This is a genomic window from Aquiflexum sp. (genome assembly GCF_977115555.1).
On the sequence record NZ_CDSBKL010000005.1, the window covers coordinates 1 to 20240 of the forward strand.

Sequence of the window (20240 nt, forward strand, 5' to 3'; positions counted from 1 at the left end):
TTTCCATCACAGAATATTTAAATAATCAAACCTAATTTATCACACTATGAAACTGAAATTCGGATCAGTAGAAGAAAACGTAGTCACCAGAGAGGAATTTCCTTTGGAGAAAGCAAGAGAAGTATTGAAGGATGAAACCATCGCCGTTTTGGGATATGGGGTACAAGGACCCGGTCAGGCACTCAACTTGAGAGATAATGGTTTCAATGTCATTGTCGGACAAAGGAAAAACTCTAAAACTTGGGATAAGGCTGTTGCTGACGGATGGGTACCTGGTGAGACTTTGTTTGAATTGGAAGAAGCATGCGAAAAAGGTACTATCATTCAGTTCCTTCTTTCTGATGCCGGGCAGATTGCCCTTTGGCCAACTGTAAAAAAATACCTTACCCCGGGAAAAGCATTGTATTTCTCTCATGGGTTTGGAATCACTTACAAGGAAAAAACCGGAATCATTCCTCCTGCGGATGTGGATGTAATCTTGGTTGCTCCAAAAGGGTCAGGTACCTCTTTGAGAAGAATGTTTGTTGAAGGAAGAGGCTTGAATTCTTCTTTTGCCATTTTCCAAGATGGAACAGGAAGGGCCAAAGACAGAGTAATTGCTCTTGGAATCGGAGTTGGTTCGGGGTATTTGTTCGAGACGGATTTCTACAGAGAAGTTACTTCAGACCTTACAGGAGAAAGAGGAACTTTGATGGGCGCCATCCAAGGGATTTTCGCTGCACAATATGAAGTATTGAGGGCAAATGGACATACGCCATCAGAGGCTTTCAATGAAACTGTGGAAGAATTGACACAAAGTTTGATGCCATTGGTGGCAGAAAACGGGATGGATTGGATGTATGCCAATTGCTCTACAACTGCTCAAAGAGGTGCTTTGGATTGGTGGAAGCCTTTCAGAGATGCTACCAAGCCGGTATTTGAGGAGCTTTACAACAGTGTAAAATCCGGAAAAGAAGCGCAAAAATCCATCGACTCCAACAGCAAGCCTGATTACAGAGAAAAATTGGAAGTTGAATTGAAAGAATTGAGAGATTCCGAAATGTGGCAGGCCGGAGCTACTGTCAGAAAATTGAGACCTGAAAATAACTAAGAGAATTATGAGTGAAAAGCTATGGATATTTGATACTACCCTCCGGGATGGAGAGCAGGTGCCGGGATGTCAGTTGAACTCCCAGGAAAAGATAGTGGTGGCAAAAGCTTTAGAAGAACTTGGAGTTGATATCATTGAGGCAGGATTTCCTATTTCCAGCCCGGGAGATTTCAATTCAGTGTTGGAAATTTCCAAGGCAGTTTCTAATCCTATCATCTGCGCCCTTTCGAGAGCAGTGGAGAAAGACATAGAAGTAGCTGCTGATGCATTGAAGTATGCCAAAAAAGGCAGAATCCACACAGGCATCGGAGTATCTCCTTACCACATCCAATTCAAGCTGAGATCCACGCCGGAAAACATCATAGAAAGAGGTGTAAGGGCGGTGAAATATGCCAAAAGCTTTGTGGAGGATGTTGAATTCTATGCTGAAGATGCAGGAAGGGCAGAGTTGCCATTCCTCGCAAAAATCATCGAAGCAGTGATCAAAGCCGGCGCAACTGTGGTTAATATCCCGGATACAACAGGATATTGTCTACCGGAACAATATGGGACAATCATCCGCTACCTGAAGGAAAACGTATCCAATATAGACAAAGCGATAATTGCTACCCATTGTCACAATGACTTGGGAATGGCAACGGCCAATACCATAGCAGGTGTACAAAACGGAGCAAGACAGGCAGAACTTACTATCAACGGTATCGGCGAGCGTGCAGGGAATACCTCTTTGGAAGAAGTGGTCATGGCCATCAAGTGTCACCATGCCATTCCAGTACATACCAATATCAAAACCGAACTGATTTACGGGACAAGCAGGCTGATTTCCAAACTGATGAATATGCCGGTACAGCCCAACAAAGCGATTGTGGGAAGAAATGCATTTGCCCATTCCTCCGGCATCCACCAAGATGGTGTCCTCAAGCACAGAGAAAATTACGAAATCATCGATCCGAAAGAAGTTGGCGTTCATGAATCCACGATCGTCCTGACTGCGAGAAGCGGCAGGGCTGCACTCAAGCACCATTTGGATGCTTTGGGTGTAGAACTTGAAGGCGAACCTTTGAGGGAAGTGTATGAGGAGTTTTTGCTTTTGGCTGATTCTAAAAGAGATATCGGTACCAAAGACCTACTTTCATTGGTTGGGAAATTTATGGATGGTTCTTCCTTCATTGAATTGGGAAAAGTCAGCTACCAATCAAATGGTGAAATCAAAGCCCATGTGGAATTGAAAGTCGGAGATAAAAATTTCGTAGCTGATTCCTCAGGAAATGGTCCTGTGGATGCGGTTTTGAAAGCAATAGAATCTATCGTCAAACCACAGATTGAGTTGGAGGAATTCCTGATCCAAGCCATTACCCACGGAAGTGATGATGTGGCCAAAGTCCATATGAGGATTATCCAAGGAGATCGGCCTTATTATGGTTTTGCATCCAATACAGACATTGTGTTGGCTTCAGCCCAGGCATTTGTAGATGCCTTGAACAAAATACCAGTCAAAGACAAAGTGATTGTAGCATAAGTGTAAGATGGAAAAAAATACATTATTTGATAAAATTTGGGACTCGCATGTGGTACGTTCTGTGCCTAACGGACCCGACGTCTTCTTCATAGATAAGCATTTTATCCATGAGGTGACAAGCCCGGTTGCATTCTTGAACCTTGAAAAAAGAGGGATCGGTGTACTTCATCCCGACAGGACAATTGGAACTCCGGACCACAATGTGCCAACAGTGGATCAGGACAAAACGATCAAGGACAAGCTTTCCCGCATGCAGGTTGAAAAACTGAGGGAAAACTGTAAAAAATATGGAATTGAATTGCATGATTTGGGCTCTGACCATCATGGGATTGTCCACGTGATTGGTCCCGAATTGGGTATCACCCAACCGGGGATGACGATCGTATGTGGAGACAGCCATACTTCTACCCATGGTGCATTTGGTGCGATTGCATTTGGAATCGGTACTTCCGAAGTCGAAATGGTTCTGGCAACACAATGCATCATGCAGACCAAAGCAAAAAAAATGAGGATTACCGTAAATGGTGAATTGGGTGCAGGAGTAACTTCCAAAGACATCATCCTTTACATCATTTCCAAAATTTCAGCTGCAGGAGCGACTGGTTATTTTGTGGAATACGCAGGTTCTGCCATCAGCGGCCTAAGCATGGAAGCAAGAATGACTATTTGCAACATGAGTATAGAAATGGGAGCACGGGGTGGATTGATTGCTCCTGACGAAACCACTTTTGCCTATCTTAAGGGAAAACAATACGCTCCAAAAGGTGAAGCTTGGGACAAATTTGTGGCTTATTGGAAAACCTTGAAAACAGACGAAGGTGCTGTTTTTGACAAAGAATACACATTTGATGCTGCCGATATTGAGCCAATGATCACTTATGGGACCAATCCTGGAATGGGTATCAAAATCAAAGGCAACATCCCGACAACTGAAGGAATGGAAGGAAGCAATAAAATCTCCTACCTTAAATCCCTGGAATATATGGGGTTTGCTCCCGGAGAGCCTATCAAAGGAAAAAAAGTGGATTACGTCTTTGTAGGAAGCTGTACTAATGGTAGAATTGAAGACATCCGATCAGTGGCTGCTTTTGTCAAAGGAAAACAAAAAGCTGCCAATATCACAGCTTGGATTGTTCCCGGATCGAGAGAAGTCGAAAAAATGGCACATGAAGAAGGTTTGGTAAAAATATTGGAAGATGCTGGTTTCGAATTGAGACAGCCTGGCTGTTCAGCATGTCTAGCCATGAACGATGACAAAATACCATCCGGTAAGTATGCTGTCTCTACCTCCAACAGGAATTTTGAGGGGAGGCAGGGGCCTGGTGCAAGGACGCTTTTGGCAAGCCCATTGACTGTTGCGGCTGTGGCTGTGACCGGTGAAATCGCAGATCCAAGAGAAGTATTTTAACCTTTAAGAAAGAAAAAATGGCTTACGATAAATTCAATATTCTTACCAGCACGGTTGTTCCATTGCCTGCTGAAAACGTCGATACAGATCAGATCATTCCTGCCCGCTTCCTGAAGGCAACTGAAAGAGAGGGATTTGGAGACAACCTTTTCAGGGATTGGAGATATGATGTGGAAGGAAATCCCAAAAAGGATTTTGTCCTCAATGACCCTACTTATTCCGGTAAAATTCTCCTTTCAGGCAAAAATTTTGGTTCAGGATCCAGCCGCGAACATGCCGTTTGGGCGATTTATGATTATGGTTTCAGGGCAGTCGTGTCGAGTTTTTTTGCTGATATTTTCAAAAATAATTGTCTGAATATCGGTGTTTTGCCGGTGACTATCAGTCCTGAGTTCGCAGAAGTTTTGTTTAAGGCTGTTGAAGCTGATCCAAAAACGGAAGTGGAAATAGATATTGACAAGCAAAAAATCACCTTGCTCAGCACAGGAGCATCTGAATCTTTTGACATCAATTCCTATAAAAAGGAAAATATGAAAAATGGATTTGATGATATCGACTATCTCTTGAATATCAAAGATGAAATTGCTGATTTTGCTGAAAGCAGGTAAGTGAATTTGATTCATCTCTCTTAATTATTAACTCATTTGCACAGGTTTTATCCTTAGTGCCAAATTCAATAAAATGGGTCATCACAGGAAATTAGAAATCATGGATACCACACTGAGGGATGGAGAACAGACCTCAGGCGTATCCTTTCTTCCTTCAGAAAAACTTCAGATAGCCAAGTTGCTTTTGGATGAACTGAAGGTTGATAGGATAGAAGTGGCTTCTGCTAGGGTTTCTGAGGGGGAAATGGAAGGTGTGAAAAGGATTACCCAATGGGCAGCCGAAAAAGGATATTTGGATAAGGTAGAAGTGTTGGGTTTTGTTGACACGCCTGATTCTATAAATTGGATAAAAGAAGCTGGAGGAAAGGTTTTGAATCTTTTAACCAAAGGCTCTCTCAATCACCTGACCCATCAACTGAGAAAAACCCCCGAGCAACATTTTAAGGATATTGAAAAAAGCGTGCTCTATGCCCGTAAAAATGGTATTTCTGTAAATGTATACTTAGAAGACTGGTCCAATGGCATGAGGAATTCTATGGATTATACCATGGATCTGATCGGTGAATTGGTGCAGCTTCAGGTTCGGAGAATCATGCTTCCTGATACTTTGGGCTTGCTCAATCCAAGGGAAGTTTCTCACTTTATCAAGCTGATCACAACTGAATATCCCGATACACATTTTGATTTCCATGCCCACAATGACTATGATTTGTCTATTGCCAATGTCCTGGAAGCTATATATAATGGAGTTGCCGGCATTCATACTACTGTCAATGGCTTAGGAGAAAGAGCGGGAAATGCACCTTTGGAATCTGTGATAGCGGTTTTGAAGGATTTTACTGATTTTAAACTGAACGTAAAAGAAAATAAAATCTATCGCGTCAGTAAATTGGTGGAGCAATTTTCCGGACAGCATATTCCGGCAAACAAGCCTGTGGTTGGTGAGAATGTATTTACCCAAACTGCAGGAATCCATGCAGATGGAGACAATAAGAAAAACCTGTATTTTAATGATTTGCTTCCTGAGCGATTTGGCCGGCAAAGGAAATATGCCCTTGGAAAAACTTCAGGAAAGGCAAATATTGTCAAAAATCTACAGGAATTAGGGATTTCCCTTGAGCCGGATGAATTGGCGAAAGTCACACAAAGAATCATTGAGCTTGGAGATAAGAAAGAGAGAGTTACCACAGAAGATTTGCCTTATATCATTTCTGATGTGCTGCAGAACAATTCCATCTCCCATGATATATTCATTGAAGGGTATAACCTCAGCCATTCAAAGGGATTGAGACCCACTGTTCAATTGAAGATAAACATCAACGGAGAAAGCTACGAAGAAGGATCTTCCGGTGATGGTCAATATGACGCTTTTATGAAAGCATTGAAAAAGATTTACAAATCCCTCAATAAAGAACTACCAGTATTGACAAATTATAGCGTGACCATTCCTCCCGGAGGCAAAACAGATGCCTTTGTGGAGACTGTAATCACATGGGATTTTGGAAGGATATTCAAAACCAAAGGTCTGGACAGCGATCAGACAGTGGCTGCACTGAAAGCCACAGAAAAAATGCTGAACATTATTGAAAAAATTTCTAAAAAGGATGCCGGATCAGAAAATGATTCGGATGAAAATACAGAACTTGATAAAAAGAATTTCTATGGAAATGAATATAGCGCTATTGCCGGGTGACGGCATAGGCCCTGAAGTGATCGCACAAGCAGTCAAAGTTGTAAATGCTGTTGGTAAGAAATTTGGTCATACCATCCATTTTGAGGAGGCACCTGTCGGTGCCGCAGCGATAGACTTGACCGGCAATCCGTATCCCGATGAAACGCACGAGGTTTGTCTGAGAGCAGATGCGGTACTTTTTGGTGCCATCGGCGATCCCAAATATGACAATGATCCTAAAGCAAAAGTAAGACCTGAACAGGGATTATTGGCCATGAGAAAGAAGTTGGGTTTGTTTGCCAATGTGCGTCCGACATTCACATTTCCTTCTTTGGTACATAAATCTCCTTTGAAGTTAGATAGGATTGAAGGGGTGGATTTGGTATTCTTTAGGGAATTGACCGGTGGGATTTATTTTGGAGAACCAAGAGGACGAAATGAACAGGGCACCAAAGCTTTTGATACTAACGTCTATTCCAAGGAAGAAATCTCCAGATTGGCAAGAATGGGTTTTGAAGCGGCTCAGAAAAGGAGAAAATTATTGACTTGTGTAGACAAAGCAAATGTTTTGGCTACTTCGAGACTATGGAGAGAAACGGTACAGGAATTGGCACCTGAATATCCTGATGTCAAAGTAGAATATGAATTTGTGGATGCTGTCGCTATGCGTTTGATCCAATGGCCTAAAGCCTATGACGTCCTGATCACTGAAAACCTGTTTGGAGACATCCTGACCGATGAGGCTTCTGTGATTTCAGGTTCCATGGGATTGATGCCTTCTGCTTCTCTGGGTACTGAAAACAAGCTTTTCGAACCGATACACGGTTCATATCCGCAAGCTGCAGGCAAGGACATCGCAAATCCATTGGGTACTATACTTTCGGCAGCGATGATGTTTGAATATGCTTTTGATCTTAGGGAAGAAGCAAAAGCCATTTCCGACATTGTCAATAAATCTCTGGTAGAGGGAATCGTCACAGAAGATATTGCTGAAGGTGGAAAAGCATACAAGACCTCAGAAGTTGGGGATTGGTTGGCGGCCAATATTTAACTTGGAAAAAAGGATCCTTTTGACAGACCCTCCAAAAGTTCAAATCTTTTGGAGGGTTTTGTTTTATGAATGCTTGATGCTTTTATTTGTTAATTCCCTTTTAATCCAAAATGCAAAACCGCCCCTTTACCTATCTTTTTTCAATTCAATATCTAGGTCTTCGATACCATGGATGGCAAAAGCAACCCGGCGTCAAAACGATACAGGGAACTTTAGAAAAAGCATTTAGGTATATTTTGGGACATGAGGATTTTACGATTCTTGGTGCAAGCCGTACGGACTCCGGTGTTTCTTGTAATCATGGTGCATTCGAATTGTTTCTCAAACATGAAATTTCCCATGAGCTTCTACATCAAGCCAATGGTTACCTTCCTTCCGATATAAGGCTTTTGGAAATGATTCCTGTCCCACTGGATTTCAACATCATACAGGATATAGCATGGAAAGAGTATCAATACCATTTTGCGTTTGGTGAAAAATTCCATCCCTTTGCAGCAGGAAATATGGTTTTTTTCCAAGGAACCCCGGATTTTGAATTGATGAAATCAGGGGCAAAACTTTTTGTCGGAAAGCATGATTTCCGGCGGTTTTGTTCAATTGATAAATTGACAGATGATTATGTAAGAGAAGTTTTGGAGTCTGATGTTTGTAACCATTCTCAGTCGGGAAAAGGCCTTATTCCAGAAAAAGCTTTCACTTTTTCCGTCAAAGGAAAGGGCTTTCTCAGGTATCAGGTAAGGATCATGGTGGCGGCTTTGATGGACTTGGGATTGGGAAAAATAAGTTTGGATAACTTGAAAAATGCTTTGGATTCTGACAAAACAAGTCCAATTTCAGTTGCTGTTCCGGCTAATGGATTGGTGTTGGAGAGACTTGAATTCAAAAAATAAGGGCTGAAACCAATCAGCCCTTATTTTATTTTTATTCAATGGGTATATTGAATTTATTTTACCTCCAACTAATGGGGAAACAAGTGTTACAAGTCCATAAATTTATTCATGATATCTTCTGAAATCCCAGTATTGGAATAACCGCCGTCATGGAATAAATTCTGCATGGTGACCATCCTGGTTAGATCCGAAAACATGGTAATGATGTAATCTGCACATGCTTCAGCAGAGGCATTGCCAAGTGGTGACATGGAATCCGCAAAGTTGTAGAAGGTATCAAATCCCCCAATTCCGGTACCTGCAGTAGTTTTTGTAGGAGATTGGGAAATAGTGTTGACCCTAACTTTTTTCAGCTTTCCATACCTGTAACCATAGCCTCTGGCGATGCTTTCCAACAATGCTTTGGCATCTGCCATATCTGTATAAAATGGATAAACCCTTTGTGCAGCAATATAAGAAAGCCCAAGGATAGAGCCCCATTCATTCATGGCATCCATCTTTTCAGCTACCTGCATCATTTTGTGAAATGAAACTGAAGAGACATCATAGGATTTTGCGGCCCAATCGTAATTCAGGTCTCCGTATGAACGGCCTTTTCGAATGTTTGGAGACATACCGATGGAGTGGAGCAAAAAGTCAAAATTGCCTCCCAAATATTCCCGTGCCTCGGTATAAAGTTTTTCAATATCTTCCAATGAAGTAGCATCAGCCGGAATGACAATGGTATTGCATTGCTCTGCCAACTCCTTGATAGCACCCATTCGCATGGCAATCGGGGCATTGGTCAATACAAACCTTCCACCTTGTTCGTGGGCTTTGAGTGCAGCTTTCCAAGCAATGGAGTTTTCATCTAAAGCTCCTGTGATGATTCCGAGTTTTCCTTTCAATAAATTCTCTGGCATGATATAAACTTTTGGTTGGTTCAAATAAAGCGTAAAAATAAGGAAAAAAATAAGATCTGGAGATATTGGTAGCTTTAGTAGTAATTGTAAAAAAGTATAGGGCACCAAGAATTAGGTACCAAGAACCAAGTTTCAAGTATCAAGACGGGAGAAGCAAGATAAAGCTATCAGGTGAGAAGGGAAAGAGGTAAATGGAAAGGGTGAACTTTAAACCTGACAACTAAGATCAGTTAACCAAATAACCAAATAACCAACAATTACAACCATTAGAACAATTACAACCCTTTATCAATTAACTCCCAAGCAGCTCCCTTGCACTTTCAAAAGCATTTGCGGATGGATTGGCTCCGGCGATCATTTTGGCGATTTCCAATACCCTTTCCTCATTTTCCAAAAGCCTGATTTTACTAATGGTCTTGTCAGTGCTGTTGTCTTTATATACAAAGTAATGTTGGTCGCCTTTGGCAGCCACCTGTGGGAGATGACTGATACAGATGACTTGGTGCTGTTTGGCAATATCCTGCATCATTCTGACCATTTGAAGGGCAATCTCTCCGGAAACGCCTGTGTCTATTTCATCAAAAATAAGGGTGGGAAGAGCCATTTTGTCAGCCATGATGTACTTGATGGCAAAAATTAACCTGGAGAATTCTCCTCCTGAAGCCACCTGTTTCAAAGCCTGTGGCTTTACTCCTTTATTGGCTGAGAATAAGATGTCAACCTCATCTATTCCGTTTTTGGATGGGGGATTAACTTGATGCGAAAATTCAACCTGTGCATTTTCCATACCCAATTGATGTAAAAGTTTTGCAAGTTGGGAGGCAAATGGTTTAAAAGCTGATTTCCTCTTTTCAGAAAGGATTTTGGCTTTTTCGGTCAATTCCTTTTCGTTGGAATCTTTGATTTTCTTCAATTTCTCTAATTCCTCATCAAGATTCTCGACCAAAAACACTTTATCCGCAAGTTCGTTTTCCAAGGCTATCAGTGCTTCTACGGTATCCAAACCATGTTTTTTCTGAAGGTGATATATTTTGCTTAGTCTTGTTCTGACACTTTCAAGCTTGACGAAATCAACTTCAATCTGTCCATCCTCCTCTTCAAGACTTGCTGCAATGTCTTTCAATTCAATCAATACACTTTGGAACCGGTCACTATAGGGTTCAAATCTATGGGCATATTTATTGAGTTGTTGGATGCCTTGATTGGCCAAAGCCAAAAGCTTCAGTGCGCCAAATTGATCGTCCTCCATTTGTGAGAGCACTTCCTGAATTTTTGACTTGATGTCTTCCGCATTTTCAAGAATTTCCTGCTCACTTTCCAGGTCTGTTTGCTCTCCATCCTGAAGCCTCAATTCAGACAATTCCTCTAGCTGGAATTTATTGAAATCAGCCTCTTTTTTCATTTCCAAGGCTTCTTGACTCAATTTTTCCAACGCTCTTTTGGCAGACTGAAAAGATCTAAATGCAACGGAATATTCATTTTTTTCATTTTGACATCCTGAAAATGCATCCACCAAATCCAATTGATATTCACCTTCTCCAAGTTGTAAATTGTCGTGCTGTGAGTGTATATCCATCAAAGCCTTTCCCAGGTCTTTGAGCGTTTCAAGTTTTACAGGAGTGTCGTTTATAAAAGCCCTGGATTTTCCATTTGGGCTTATTTCCCTTCTGATGATGCATTCAGGATCAAAATCAAGGTCTTCATTTTTGAAAAAATCCTCCAAGCCGTAATCTCCTATGGCAAAATTTCCCTCAACAACACACTTTTTCTCAGGATCGAGAAGGGCTTTGGTATCCGCCCTATTTCCAAGCAAAAGCCCAACCGCACCAAGCATGATGGATTTACCTGCCCCTGTTTCGCCAGTGATCATGTTTAGAAAGGGGCTTGGTTTCATTTCCAAGCTTTGGATCAGTGCGTAATTGGCAATGCTGAGGGAGCGGAGCATTTAAGGAGTTTGATTTTTATTTGGTCAAATCTAAAAAAAGAAATTAACCTTTGAGAAGGTCATTATACCTTTTTGAGTTGTTTGGGTCAATTTTAAGGAGAACCTCAACAACCTCGCTTCGGGTTTCTTTAGGTGCATTCTGAAAAACCCTCATTATTTCATCTCTTTTGGCATCCATAAATGCGATTACAAAAATACTGTTCGGTTGGGCGGTGTTTGCTTCTTCTACCAGTTGGAAAGCTGTAATCATATTCTGATAGGCTTCTTCGGGATTTGTAAGAAGCACATCAAGTCCTTTGCGGTGATAGAGGTAAATGGCTTCCCTGATTGGACCGAATACTGAAGAGGTATAGATGTCATTAATCAACCAATACCTGTTTCTCCTGTCATTTGGATTAGGGGCCCATCCAGCTCGATTGGATTGTTGGGCGTTATTTACAATACCGTTTGCAATTTCAAAATAGGGAGTCCCACCTCGTAAAGAAAAACTGTCATAATCAAATCCCAAAGCTATATAAGCATAGTATGCCAATAAAGAACTGATATTATTTAGAAATGCAAACCTGTTAAACTCCAAAGGCTGAGATAGGAGGTATTCAAATCCCCAATTCCGATCGATGAAATTGATGACCATACTTTCATAATTGGTGCCATAGACCGGTCTGACTGTTTGAATCTGAACTGTGGCATTGTAGACCCCTACCTGGGGCATGTCTGAGATGGTAATCAAAATATTCCCTTTGATTCTTTCAAATGCCTGAAATTGATCGCCTGTCCAGCTTCTGCCATTGAGAAACTGTTCAAAGCTGTTTTTCATATTTTCAAAAATGGCAGTTTCTTGGGTACGTGCTCTCTCACTATTGATAATTACTGAAAAATTTAGCTCTTGAGAGAAAGTTGGAATACTTATGAAAAAAATCAGAAGGAGTACCGCAAGTCGAATCTTCATGGAGAATGGGTTTTCTGTTAAAGATAACGATATTCTTATGGTCAGATTTTTACAGGAAGGTTTTTAATTTCCTTTAATATTAATTCTGCAATTTGGTTCTTTGGAAGAACTTCGGATTCCAAAGACTTCCCTTCTTTTGTAAAAATCCTGACCTTATTGGTGTCATGCTGAAAACCGGCCCCAGCATCTCTCATTGAATTGAGGACAATCAGGTCAAAATTTTTCTTTTGGAGTTTTGTCTTTGCATAAAACTCCTCATTTTCAGTTTCCAAGGCGAATCCTACATGGATTTGAAATGGGGATTTAAGCTTTCCTAAAGTATGGGCAATGTCTATATTCTTGACCAGCTCAATGGTCATCCCGTCACCTTCTTTTTTGATTTTTTCGGCAGCAACGTTTTTTGGGGCATAATCAGCCACTGCAGCTGCAAACACACAAATGTCCATTTGCCTATGAAGGTTTGAAGAAGCTTGGTACATTTCTTCAGCACTTCTGACAGGATATATTTTGATGGATGAATTTTCGGGTTTTACTGCTCCTACTCCCAAAATAAGATGAACTTCAGCGCCTTGATCTGCAAATGAATCTGCAAGCGAGGCTCCCATTTTTCCGGAAGAATGGTTACTAATGAACCTTACAGGGTCAATAGCTTCTTGTGTTGGGCCGGAGGTTATCAGTACTTTCTTTCCTTTAAATTCCTGACTTTTTGAAAAATGGGAGACTACAAATTCCAAAATATGCTCAGGTTCCATGAGTCTTCCCTGACCGGAAAGCCCACTTGCCAATTCTCCTGTTTCAGCTTCAAGGATGATATTGCCAAAAGACTTGATTCTATTGAGATTTTCCTTTACGGAAGGATGTTGGTACATATCCAAATCCATTGCGGGAGCTACCATTACCGGACATCTTGCAGAAAGGTAGGTAGCAGTAAGCAAGCTATCACATATTCCGTTGGCAAATTTGCCTAATGTATTGGCACTGATCGGAGCCACCAAAAATAAATCAGCCCATAATCCCAGATCCACATGATTGGTCCATACGCCGGACTTTGGATCGTGAAACTGGTGGTGAACTGGTCCTTTGGAAAGGGTGGCCAAAGTTAATGGGGTAATAAAATCAAGAGCAGAAGTACTCATAATGATTTGTACTTCTGCTCCTTCTTTAACTAGGAGTCTTGTGAGAAAAGCTGACTTATAGGCAGCGATGCTTCCTGTGATTCCCAATAAAATTTTTTTACCCTTCAAAAGCATTATTCAGTAGGTGCTTCGGGACGTCTAAAATATAACTTATCTTCCAAAAACTCCTCCATAGCCAATGATGATGGCTTTGGCATTCTTTCATAGAATTTTGAAATTTCAATTTGCTCCTTGTTTTCAAATACTTCTTCAAGGTTATCAACAGTAGAAGCAAATTCAGAGAGTTTGTTGTTCAATTCTTCCTTCATGCTTGAAGAAATCTGTTTAGCTCTTTGGGAAGCAATATGGATTGATTCATACAAATTTCCTGTTTTTTCAGAAATTTTGTCCAAATCTCTAGTGATGATTGACGGATTTACTGCCATATATGATTTATTTAAATTGCTGCTTGATTATTTATCCTTTTCGAGGTCAGTGCTTTTGGCCGCATCATTTTCTGCATTGGCTTTTGCTAATTCTTCCTCATATTCCTTTTTTACTTTTTGATGTGCAAGTAATTCGGTTTGTGATTTTTTGACTATTTCCTCAATGGCTCCCAAGTACTTACTTTCAGGGTATTTTCTCTTAAACTGTGTGGCGTATTTCGAAACTTCCTTTAATCTTTCTTCCTTTTTGTCAAACACGCTTCTTTCACCATATGCCAAGGAAACTTCCACCAATTTATAGCCAAGTTCCTCATTATGCTTGCTGTCGGGGTAATTTTTTGCAAAATTCTGGAAGTTAATAATGCAGGCCCGATAAAAATCTCCGGGGTATAAACCATCTGTTAACCTTAAGTACAACAGGGATTCCTGATATGCTTTCTCTTCAAACCTGACCTGAAGATCTTCAATCATTGCAGTAGCTCTTTCATAGGAATCAGATTCGGGGAATCTATTGATAAATATCTGGATAGCGTTTACAGCATCATGACTACTCTTTTGATCCAGATTATAGTCCGGAGCATCAAGATATAGGGAATAAGCATTCATGAATAATGCTTCTTCTGCCATCGGAGATCTATTATATGTCTGATAGAAGGTGTTGAAGTAGCCTGCAGATTCTATATATCTCTTTAATTTGAAATGGCTGTATGCGTAATTGAAATCAGCTAATTCTGCTTTTTCACTGCCTCTGATTACAGGCAATACTTTATCATAAAGGATAATGGCTTTATTAAATTCCCCTTCATTATAATATTTGTTGGCTCCCTCGTATAGCTCTTCCCAGTTGGTGCTTTTTTCTAATCTATAGAATCCGGAACAACCAGAAACCGCAAGAAGGAAGATGATCGGAATGATGTATAGGGAGATTTTTTTCATTTCTTTTTGGAGGCGCAAATATAAAGGAATAATCATTTGAAACCAATTTTTAATCAAATGTGGGAGGGTCTTACTTCTTCACAACGAGTTTTTTGGTGACAATATTTTTATTGTCCACGAATAAAGTATAAAAATAAACTCCTGGGGTAAAATCAGCTACATTGATAATCAGGTTTCTTTGGAGAGGGTCTAATTGGTATTCTGCCACTGGATTTCCAATAAAACTGTTGATGCTGATTTTTACAATTGCATTTGGATTTTTGACAACATAATCGATTTGCGCCATTCTGTTGGTTGGATTTGGATAAGCACTTCCAATGCTGATATCCTTGTGGTTTGTCTCATCTGCGCTAGGATTGAAAACCTCATAAACAGATTCGATTACGAATACATCCCTGATATTTGTAGTGTTGTAAAAATGAAGGTCAAAGTTCCCTTTGGTTTCGGTAATGCCCAATTCAAATTCTAAATATAGATCGGTAAAGATTTCACCTGGCTCAAGAGAAATTTTGATTTTGGCAAGTTCTCTTTTTGGGTCAAAACATTTCTCTCCGATGCAGATTTTTACATTTTGAGAAGATCCAATGTTACCTCTCAGGAATTTTAAATTATATTCTTTTTTCTGGGTACTTTCGTTTTGGATGATGAGGGATTTTCTTTGAGAACTTCCGATAGTCCCACTGAATTCGATATTTTCTGACAATACCCTCACTTGGGCTTCCGATAATAATGGAAGCATCATCAAGATGTAGGTGAAAAGTAAGAAAATTGTTTTCATGTAAATTTTTATCAATAGGCCTTGCTCGCTGAGTCTCAGTAAATGTTGATACGGATAAATTTAACAAATAGGTTTGGTGTTTTTGCACAAAGGCGGTTAAAAATTGTTAACCTTTCATAAAATTTTTTTGACTGGAATCCGTTGGAGTATAGTTAATTTAATTATTCGTTTTCAATATGTTCGTTTAGATCCCTGATTTCAGTTTTTCATCTAAAAGTTTTTGTATTTCCTCATCAGTTGGGGCTGGGATGACTGCATCTGGTTCATTGAAAAAATTAAATCTGGATTTGTCTCTTTCTTTGGGAGTTCTCCACTCATTTATAGCTGCCATGGTCGGTTTTTCGTCTTCTCTCCAGACAAAACCTTCCAGTTCTTTATCTTTGTCTTCAATTAAATGAGGTGGTTTGAAGTTGCCTTCAGGCTTGACCAGCCAATTTATCTTTTTGATATTTCCTTCATCAAAGAACATCATGATATTTGCGCATAGCATTTTGTTCATCCCTCTGAGGAGGGAATCACCAACAAGATCAAAATATATTGATTCGCCATTGCCTTGGATATGTAATCGGTTAATTTTTTGATCTTTGAAATATCCGGTCATTCTGCGTCCTTTCATTTGGTTGTAATTTCCGATCGTGTCTCTGTTTACAGTAAAAGCATTCTGTATCAAATAAACTCTGTCTATTTCTTCATTGGCGATAAAAAAACTGATGCTGTCCGCTGTGATTTGGCTTTTATTCTCCCAGATGACAGGATCTTTGTATAAATGGATGATGGAATCTGAATTGATATACACCATGGAATCTGATTTTCCGTGCAGAGCCGACTTGATCAACCTGACATTGTGAAATGCGTACAAATGTCTCTGTTCCGAATCTGCACTTTCTTCAGAAATAAGTGTGTCTGCTGCCACATACATGGTGTCGGTTTCCATATATTTTCTTACCAGGGCATTTCCGTACACAATGCTGTACTTTCGGTCTTCCCAATATTTTCCTTCTTCACCAAAAATTTCAATTTCTCTCTCTTTGTTGTATAAGCTTACATTTACCTTTCCTTCATAGTATTTGTTTTTTTCTTCATAGTACAAAGTCTCCGCATATACCAAGCTGGTTTCGGTTTCCACATCGCCATCGTAAAATCTGAAAATTTTATTTTCTGTATCGTAGTAACTCCCTTTTTGGGCATTGAGAAGATGGCCTTCCTTGGATACGACATTGGTAATCCCAACAGTTTCTGCTGTTTTTGGAACGGTTCTGTAGACCAAAAAATCAGTTTTTAAAGTATAATCAGGGTTAATCAAGATCACCTGTTTTGTAAATGTGATTTTTTCTAATCCCGTCTCATATGTGCCGTTTTCACTGGTAAGGACATTGGTACTGTCCACTACTTTACCTTCATTGAAATAATTGGCCACTCCTGTAGCACGGTTATAATCCAGAAAATCGGTATAAAGTGTTGTGGTTTGGTTTTTGAAAACAACATTATTTCTAAGCTTCGCGGTTTTTGTGTTGCCATCATATTCTGCATACCTGCTTGTAGTAGTAATTGGGTCCTCAGTATCCACTATCCTCACGCTACCATAGAGGATTGCTTTATTTTCTGCTCGATAGAAGTGGGCAGAGTCGCAATAAATCAGGGAGTTTTGATGCTTCATCCGAACATCAACCAATAATCTCTCAAATCCCTGTGCCCCTTGTAGCAATTCGGCATTTTGTATCTCCAATAAATTCTGAGCTTGGACACCTGAAAAGATTCCCGCAAAAATCAGAAAGAAGAGTAATGAAGCGTATTTGAACATTAGAATTTTGAATCAGGGCGCAAATTAACCAAAATTGGTATTTTTGATTTATGGAAGAGCTTTTTAAAAACCATATACGTTCAAAAAAACTTTTGGATGAAAGTAAAACTTACCTCCTTGCCATAAGTGGAGGCATTGACAGTGTGTGTTTGGGATATTTATTGCGATCAGCAGGTATTAACTTTGCGCTTGCTCATGTCAATTTTGGGCTTAGGGACGCAGAAAGTCAACAAGACGAAGCTTTTGTCCGTGGCCTGGCAAAAGATTGGAAAGTGCAAATCCATGTGGTTAACACCAATAAAGAAGAAATGGGTCATCAGGGAATTTCTGTACAGATGGCTGCCAGGGAATTCCGATATGGCTGGTTTGAGAAGCTTATAAAAGAAAATGGATATGAAGGGCTTTTGGTAGCACATCATGCAGATGACCAATTGGAGACCATTTTTCTCAATTTGTTAAGGGGGACAGGCATCGAAGGGATCTATGGCATGTCAGAGATAAGAGGGAATATTATCCGACCTATGCTGGGTTTTTCAAGGCTGGAAATTTCGGATTACATGATCAAAAATTCGTATTCCTGGAGGGAAGATAGTAGCAATCAAAAAAACGAGTACAAAAGGAATATCCTTAGAAATAGAGTATTTCCACTTCTGAATGAGGAATTTCCTGAAGCGATTCAGGTTTTGGATGGTAGTTTCAAGAGGCTGAAAGATACAGGAAAGGCATTTTTCTTTTTATATGAAAAATGGAAATCCGAAGTAATTATCACAGAAGGCGACTACCAATACTTGTCCTTGAAAGAAATCTCCAATATTTCCGGGAAGCACTCCATGCTGTATTATTGGCTGAGGGATTTTGGTTTTTCTTATTCTGATGTTCAGGATATTTTTTCCTCTATCGACAAAGGGGAGGCAGGAAAAACTTTCTATGCGGGAAAATACATGCTGAATAAGGACAGGGAATATTTGATTTTGGGGAATAACGATTTTGATTGGGAAGAAAAAAACATTGAGCTTCACGATATTTCAGTCCAGTTAAAGGGAAATAAATATGACATTCTCCACCTCGAAGGGGCAATTGAAATAGATAAATCCAAAGAAAATGCCATGCTCGATCTGGACAAACTCCAATTTCCCCTTGTTATAAAAAAATGGGAGGCAGGGGACAGAATTGTTCCACTAGGGATGGACAAACCAAAAAAAATCAGTGATTTATTAGTAGATTTGAAAGTACCATTGATCAAAAAAAAGCAGGTTTTGGTACTGTGGTCAGGCGATGAAATAGCTTGGGTGGTAGGTTTTCGGATCGGAGAGCATTTCAAATGTGGGCCAAAAACAAAAAGAGTACTTTATTTCAAAAATCTTTAAACCATGATCAATCCCTTCTCCAGAACCTTCAACGAAAGCGAACTTGAAATTTTTCAGTTTCTGTCCCAAGTAAATTTTTTTGAAAAACTCAAAAACATTGAAATGGCGAGATTTCTGCCTGCAATTCACCACCGAAAGTATTTAAAAGATGAAGTGATTTTTTTTAGAGGAGATCCAAGCCAGGCTTTTTATATAATCAAAAGCGGAAAAATCAACCTTACCATTGACATCAAGGATTCATTTGAGGTGATCAAAGAATTGGGAAAAATTGAAGCTTTTGGGGATAACGCACTGTTAGAAAATACTAAAAGAATTTACACCGCCATTGTAAGTACTGATCAGGCTGAGTTGATCGTCATTCCACATTTTGCCATTCAGGAGATTTTCGACAGCAATCCGAAAATAAAAGCCAAGATGATGACTTCCCTAGCAGAATATTACAATGAAAACAACAGACGTCTTTTCAAATCCTACAAAAGCTCCTTCGGATTTTTTAATCTTGGAGAGATGTTTGAAACCCCTCAATGAAAACCATTCCCGTTTTTAAGAGCAAATTATTTCATCGAAACCCTGCCCAATAAATATAAAAAAACTGTATTGGCTAACATCTTGCTGTCAGACCCGTAAAATCCCTTTGAAATCGAAAAAACAAATGTCCGATTATCAAGTATTCATCGGGAAAGCTTCATTTAGAAACCTTTGTTTAATAACTTAGCGCCTCTTTTGAAATAAATATTAACACTAAAAATAAACCTTATATCATGACAAAAGTAACCGTAGTTGGTGCGGGTAATGTCGGAGCAACTTGTGCCGACGTATTGGCCTACAGAGAAATTGCAGAGCAGATTGTATTGGTAGACATCAAAGAAGGTATCGCTGAAGGCAAAGCCTTGGATATCTGGCAAAAAGCGCCGATCAATCAATATGACAGCAGGACGGTCGGCAGTACCAATGATTATAGCAAAACAGCTGATTCTGATGTGATTGTGATTACTTCAGGTTTGCCAAGAAAGCCGGGAATGACAAGAGATGACTTGATCGAGACCAATGCCGGAATCGTAAAGTCCGTAACAGAAAATGTGGTGAAGCATTCTCCAAGTGCCATCATCATCGTAGTTTCCAATCCTTTGGATGTGATGACTTACCAGGCCCATATTACTTCAGGTTTTTCAAGAAACAAAGTAATCGGAATGGCCGGTATCCTGGATACTGCAAGATACAGGGCTTTTATCGCCGAAGAGTTGAATGTCTCTTCCAAAGAGATCCAAGCCATCTTGATGGGTGGTCATGGAGACACCATGGTTCCGCTTCCAAGATACACCACCGTAGCAGGTATCCCTGTAACAGAATTGATCGGAAAAGAGAAACTTGATGCCATCATTGAAAGGACAAAATTCGGAGGTGGGGAGCTTGTCAAATTGATGGGTACCTCCGCATGGTATGCTCCGGGAGCTGCTGCCGCTCAAATGGTAGAAGCCATCCTCAAAAACCAGAGAAGGGTATTCCCGGTCTGTATCAAACTTGATGGAGAATATGGTATAGATGACTGCTATCTAGGTGTTCCTGTGATTTTGGGGAAAAACGGTGTGGAGAAAGTCATTGAACTAGAACTTAATGCTGAAGAAAAAGCCATGCTTGAGGTTTCAAGAGGCCATGTGAAGGAAGTAATGAATGTTCTGGATAAAATTTCTGCGAAATAATCCAAATCTGATTTTTCAAAAAAATCCCGGTTAATTATCGGGATTTTTTTGTTTTATTGCCCT

The 20240-nt window shown here is 40.0% G+C and carries 18 protein-coding genes; 10 read left to right on the plus strand and 8 right to left on the minus strand.

Translation table 11 applies throughout. The features are described 5' to 3' along the window. The first annotated feature begins 46 nt into the window (after nt 1-46). The 7 genes from ilvC to truA all read left to right on the plus strand — a co-directional run bounded on the left by ilvC (nt 47) and on the right by truA (nt 8238). A complete protein-coding gene (ilvC, locus tag ACZFYI_RS00695) occupies nt 47-1090 on the plus strand; it encodes a ketol-acid reductoisomerase (RefSeq protein WP_241123837.1) in 1044 nt (347 codons plus the stop codon). 7 nt (nt 1091-1097) lie between these two features. Then, complete coding sequence (locus tag ACZFYI_RS00700) at nt 1098-2609, plus strand: 2-isopropylmalate synthase (protein WP_462522197.1); 1512 nt, start codon at nt 1098-1100, stop codon at nt 2607-2609. A 7-nt stretch (nt 2610-2616) separates the two neighbouring features. Beyond that, complete coding sequence (gene leuC, locus ACZFYI_RS00705) at nt 2617-4017, plus strand: 3-isopropylmalate dehydratase large subunit (RefSeq protein WP_462522198.1); 1401 nt, start codon at nt 2617-2619, stop codon at nt 4015-4017. A gap of 17 nt (nt 4018-4034) precedes the next feature. Next, nucleotides 4035-4625 (plus strand): 3-isopropylmalate dehydratase small subunit, encoded by a 591-nt coding sequence (gene leuD / locus ACZFYI_RS00710; RefSeq protein ID WP_462522199.1) that lies wholly within the window; start codon nt 4035-4037, stop codon nt 4623-4625. A 73-nt stretch (nt 4626-4698) separates the two neighbouring features. Next, nucleotides 4699-6318 carry an alpha-isopropylmalate synthase regulatory domain-containing protein gene (locus ACZFYI_RS00715; RefSeq protein WP_462522200.1) on the plus strand — a complete coding sequence of 540 codons (1620 nt, stop codon included), beginning with the start codon at nt 4699-4701 and terminating at the stop codon, nt 6316-6318. Then, nucleotides 6287-7348 (plus strand): 3-isopropylmalate dehydrogenase, encoded by a 1062-nt coding sequence (leuB, locus tag ACZFYI_RS00720; RefSeq protein WP_462522201.1) that lies wholly within the window; start codon nt 6287-6289, stop codon nt 7346-7348. Before ACZFYI_RS00715 ends, leuB begins: the two co-directional genes overlap by 32 nt. Nucleotides 7349-7458: 110 nt before the next feature. Beyond that, the gene (gene truA, locus ACZFYI_RS00725) at nt 7459-8238 is read left to right on the plus strand and encodes a tRNA pseudouridine(38-40) synthase TruA (protein WP_462522202.1); all 780 of its coding nucleotides are present in this window, start codon (nt 7459-7461) and stop codon (nt 8236-8238) included. An 86-nt stretch (nt 8239-8324) separates the two neighbouring features. Here the strand turns inward: truA and ACZFYI_RS00730 are convergent, their stop codons facing one another. From ACZFYI_RS00730 to ACZFYI_RS00765, 8 genes are all read right to left on the minus strand, one after another. Then, nucleotides 8325-9140 carry an enoyl-ACP reductase FabI gene (locus tag ACZFYI_RS00730; RefSeq protein WP_462522203.1) on the minus strand — a complete coding sequence of 272 codons (816 nt, stop codon included), beginning with the start codon at nt 9138-9140 and terminating at the stop codon, nt 8325-8327. A 292-nt stretch (nt 9141-9432) separates the two neighbouring features. Then, complete coding sequence (gene recN, locus ACZFYI_RS00735) at nt 9433-11085, minus strand: DNA repair protein RecN (RefSeq protein WP_462522204.1); 1653 nt, start codon at nt 11083-11085, stop codon at nt 9433-9435. A gap of 43 nt (nt 11086-11128) precedes the next feature. Beyond that, nucleotides 11129-12034, minus strand: coding sequence for a type IX secretion system protein PorD (gene porD / locus ACZFYI_RS00740; protein WP_462522205.1), 906 nt, complete (start codon nt 12032-12034; stop codon nt 11129-11131). A 41-nt stretch (nt 12035-12075) separates the two neighbouring features. Beyond that, a complete protein-coding gene (gene coaBC, locus ACZFYI_RS00745; RefSeq protein WP_462522206.1) occupies nt 12076-13284 on the minus strand; it encodes a bifunctional phosphopantothenoylcysteine decarboxylase/phosphopantothenate--cysteine ligase CoaBC in 1209 nt (402 codons plus the stop codon). Next, the gene (locus tag ACZFYI_RS00750) at nt 13284-13595 is read right to left on the minus strand and encodes a DNA-directed RNA polymerase subunit omega (RefSeq protein ID WP_113925103.1); all 312 of its coding nucleotides are present in this window, start codon (nt 13593-13595) and stop codon (nt 13284-13286) included. Before ACZFYI_RS00750 ends, coaBC begins: the two co-directional genes overlap by 1 nt. A 27-nt stretch (nt 13596-13622) precedes the next feature. Then, on the minus strand, nt 13623-14531 hold the full coding sequence (locus ACZFYI_RS00755; RefSeq protein WP_462522207.1) for an outer membrane protein assembly factor BamD: 909 nt from the start codon (nt 14529-14531) through the stop codon (nt 13623-13625). A gap of 70 nt (nt 14532-14601) precedes the next feature. Continuing rightward, nucleotides 14602-15309, minus strand: a complete 708-nt coding sequence (locus ACZFYI_RS00760; RefSeq protein WP_462522208.1) for a T9SS type A sorting domain-containing protein — start codon at nt 15307-15309, stop codon at nt 14602-14604. Nucleotides 15310-15493: 184 nt separating this feature from the next. After that, nucleotides 15494-17110, minus strand: a complete 1617-nt coding sequence (locus ACZFYI_RS00765; RefSeq protein ID WP_462522209.1) for an OstA-like protein — start codon at nt 17108-17110, stop codon at nt 15494-15496. Nucleotides 17111-17160: 50 nt separating this feature from the next. Between ACZFYI_RS00765 and tilS the strand changes: the two genes are divergently transcribed. The 3 genes from tilS to mdh all read left to right on the plus strand — a co-directional run bounded on the left by tilS (nt 17161) and on the right by mdh (nt 20177). Next, nucleotides 17161-18477: a tRNA lysidine(34) synthetase TilS gene (gene tilS, locus ACZFYI_RS00770; protein WP_462522210.1), complete on the plus strand. Its 1317-nt coding sequence runs from the start codon at nt 17161-17163 to the stop codon at nt 18475-18477. Nucleotides 18478-18480: 3 nt separating this feature from the next. Beyond that, nucleotides 18481-19005 (plus strand): Crp/Fnr family transcriptional regulator, encoded by a 525-nt coding sequence (locus tag ACZFYI_RS00775; RefSeq protein ID WP_462522211.1) that lies wholly within the window; start codon nt 18481-18483, stop codon nt 19003-19005. A 233-nt stretch (nt 19006-19238) separates the two neighbouring features. Further along, nucleotides 19239-20177 carry a malate dehydrogenase gene (gene mdh, locus ACZFYI_RS00780; protein ID WP_462522212.1) on the plus strand — a complete coding sequence of 313 codons (939 nt, stop codon included), beginning with the start codon at nt 19239-19241 and terminating at the stop codon, nt 20175-20177. Nucleotides 20178-20240 lie beyond the last annotated feature (63 nt).

Bases quoted from the DNA above. Each gene is read 5' to 3' on its own strand.
- ilvC (WP_241123837.1), top strand. From the start codon at position 47: ATGAAACTGAAATTCGGATCAGTAGAAGAAAACGTAGTCACCAGAGAG.
- ACZFYI_RS00700 (WP_462522197.1), top strand. From the start codon at position 1,098: ATGAGTGAAAAGCTATGGATATTTGATACTACCCTCCGGGATGGAGAG.
- leuC (WP_462522198.1), top strand. From the start codon at position 2,617: ATGGAAAAAAATACATTATTTGATAAAATTTGGGACTCGCATGTGGTA.
- leuD (WP_462522199.1), top strand. From the start codon at position 4,035: ATGGCTTACGATAAATTCAATATTCTTACCAGCACGGTTGTTCCATTG.
- ACZFYI_RS00715 (WP_462522200.1), top strand. From the start codon at position 4,699: ATGGGTCATCACAGGAAATTAGAAATCATGGATACCACACTGAGGGAT.
- leuB (WP_462522201.1), top strand. From the start codon at position 6,287: ATGGAAATGAATATAGCGCTATTGCCGGGTGACGGCATAGGCCCTGAA.
- truA (WP_462522202.1), top strand. From the start codon at position 7,459: ATGCAAAACCGCCCCTTTACCTATCTTTTTTCAATTCAATATCTAGGT.
- ACZFYI_RS00730 (WP_462522203.1), bottom strand. From the start codon at position 9,140: ATGCCAGAGAATTTATTGAAAGGAAAACTCGGAATCATCACAGGAGCT.
- recN (WP_462522204.1), bottom strand. From the start codon at position 11,085: ATGCTCCGCTCCCTCAGCATTGCCAATTACGCACTGATCCAAAGCTTG.
- porD (WP_462522205.1), bottom strand. From the start codon at position 12,034: ATGAAGATTCGACTTGCGGTACTCCTTCTGATTTTTTTCATAAGTATT.
- coaBC (WP_462522206.1), bottom strand. From the start codon at position 13,284: ATGCTTTTGAAGGGTAAAAAAATTTTATTGGGAATCACAGGAAGCATC.
- ACZFYI_RS00750 (WP_113925103.1), bottom strand. From the start codon at position 13,595: ATGGCAGTAAATCCGTCAATCATCACTAGAGATTTGGACAAAATTTCT.
- ACZFYI_RS00755 (WP_462522207.1), bottom strand. From the start codon at position 14,531: ATGAAAAAAATCTCCCTATACATCATTCCGATCATCTTCCTTCTTGCG.
- ACZFYI_RS00760 (WP_462522208.1), bottom strand. From the start codon at position 15,309: ATGAAAACAATTTTCTTACTTTTCACCTACATCTTGATGATGCTTCCA.
- ACZFYI_RS00765 (WP_462522209.1), bottom strand. From the start codon at position 17,110: ATGTTCAAATACGCTTCATTACTCTTCTTTCTGATTTTTGCGGGAATC.
- tilS (WP_462522210.1), top strand. From the start codon at position 17,161: ATGGAAGAGCTTTTTAAAAACCATATACGTTCAAAAAAACTTTTGGAT.
- ACZFYI_RS00775 (WP_462522211.1), top strand. From the start codon at position 18,481: ATGATCAATCCCTTCTCCAGAACCTTCAACGAAAGCGAACTTGAAATT.
- mdh (WP_462522212.1), top strand. From the start codon at position 19,239: ATGACAAAAGTAACCGTAGTTGGTGCGGGTAATGTCGGAGCAACTTGT.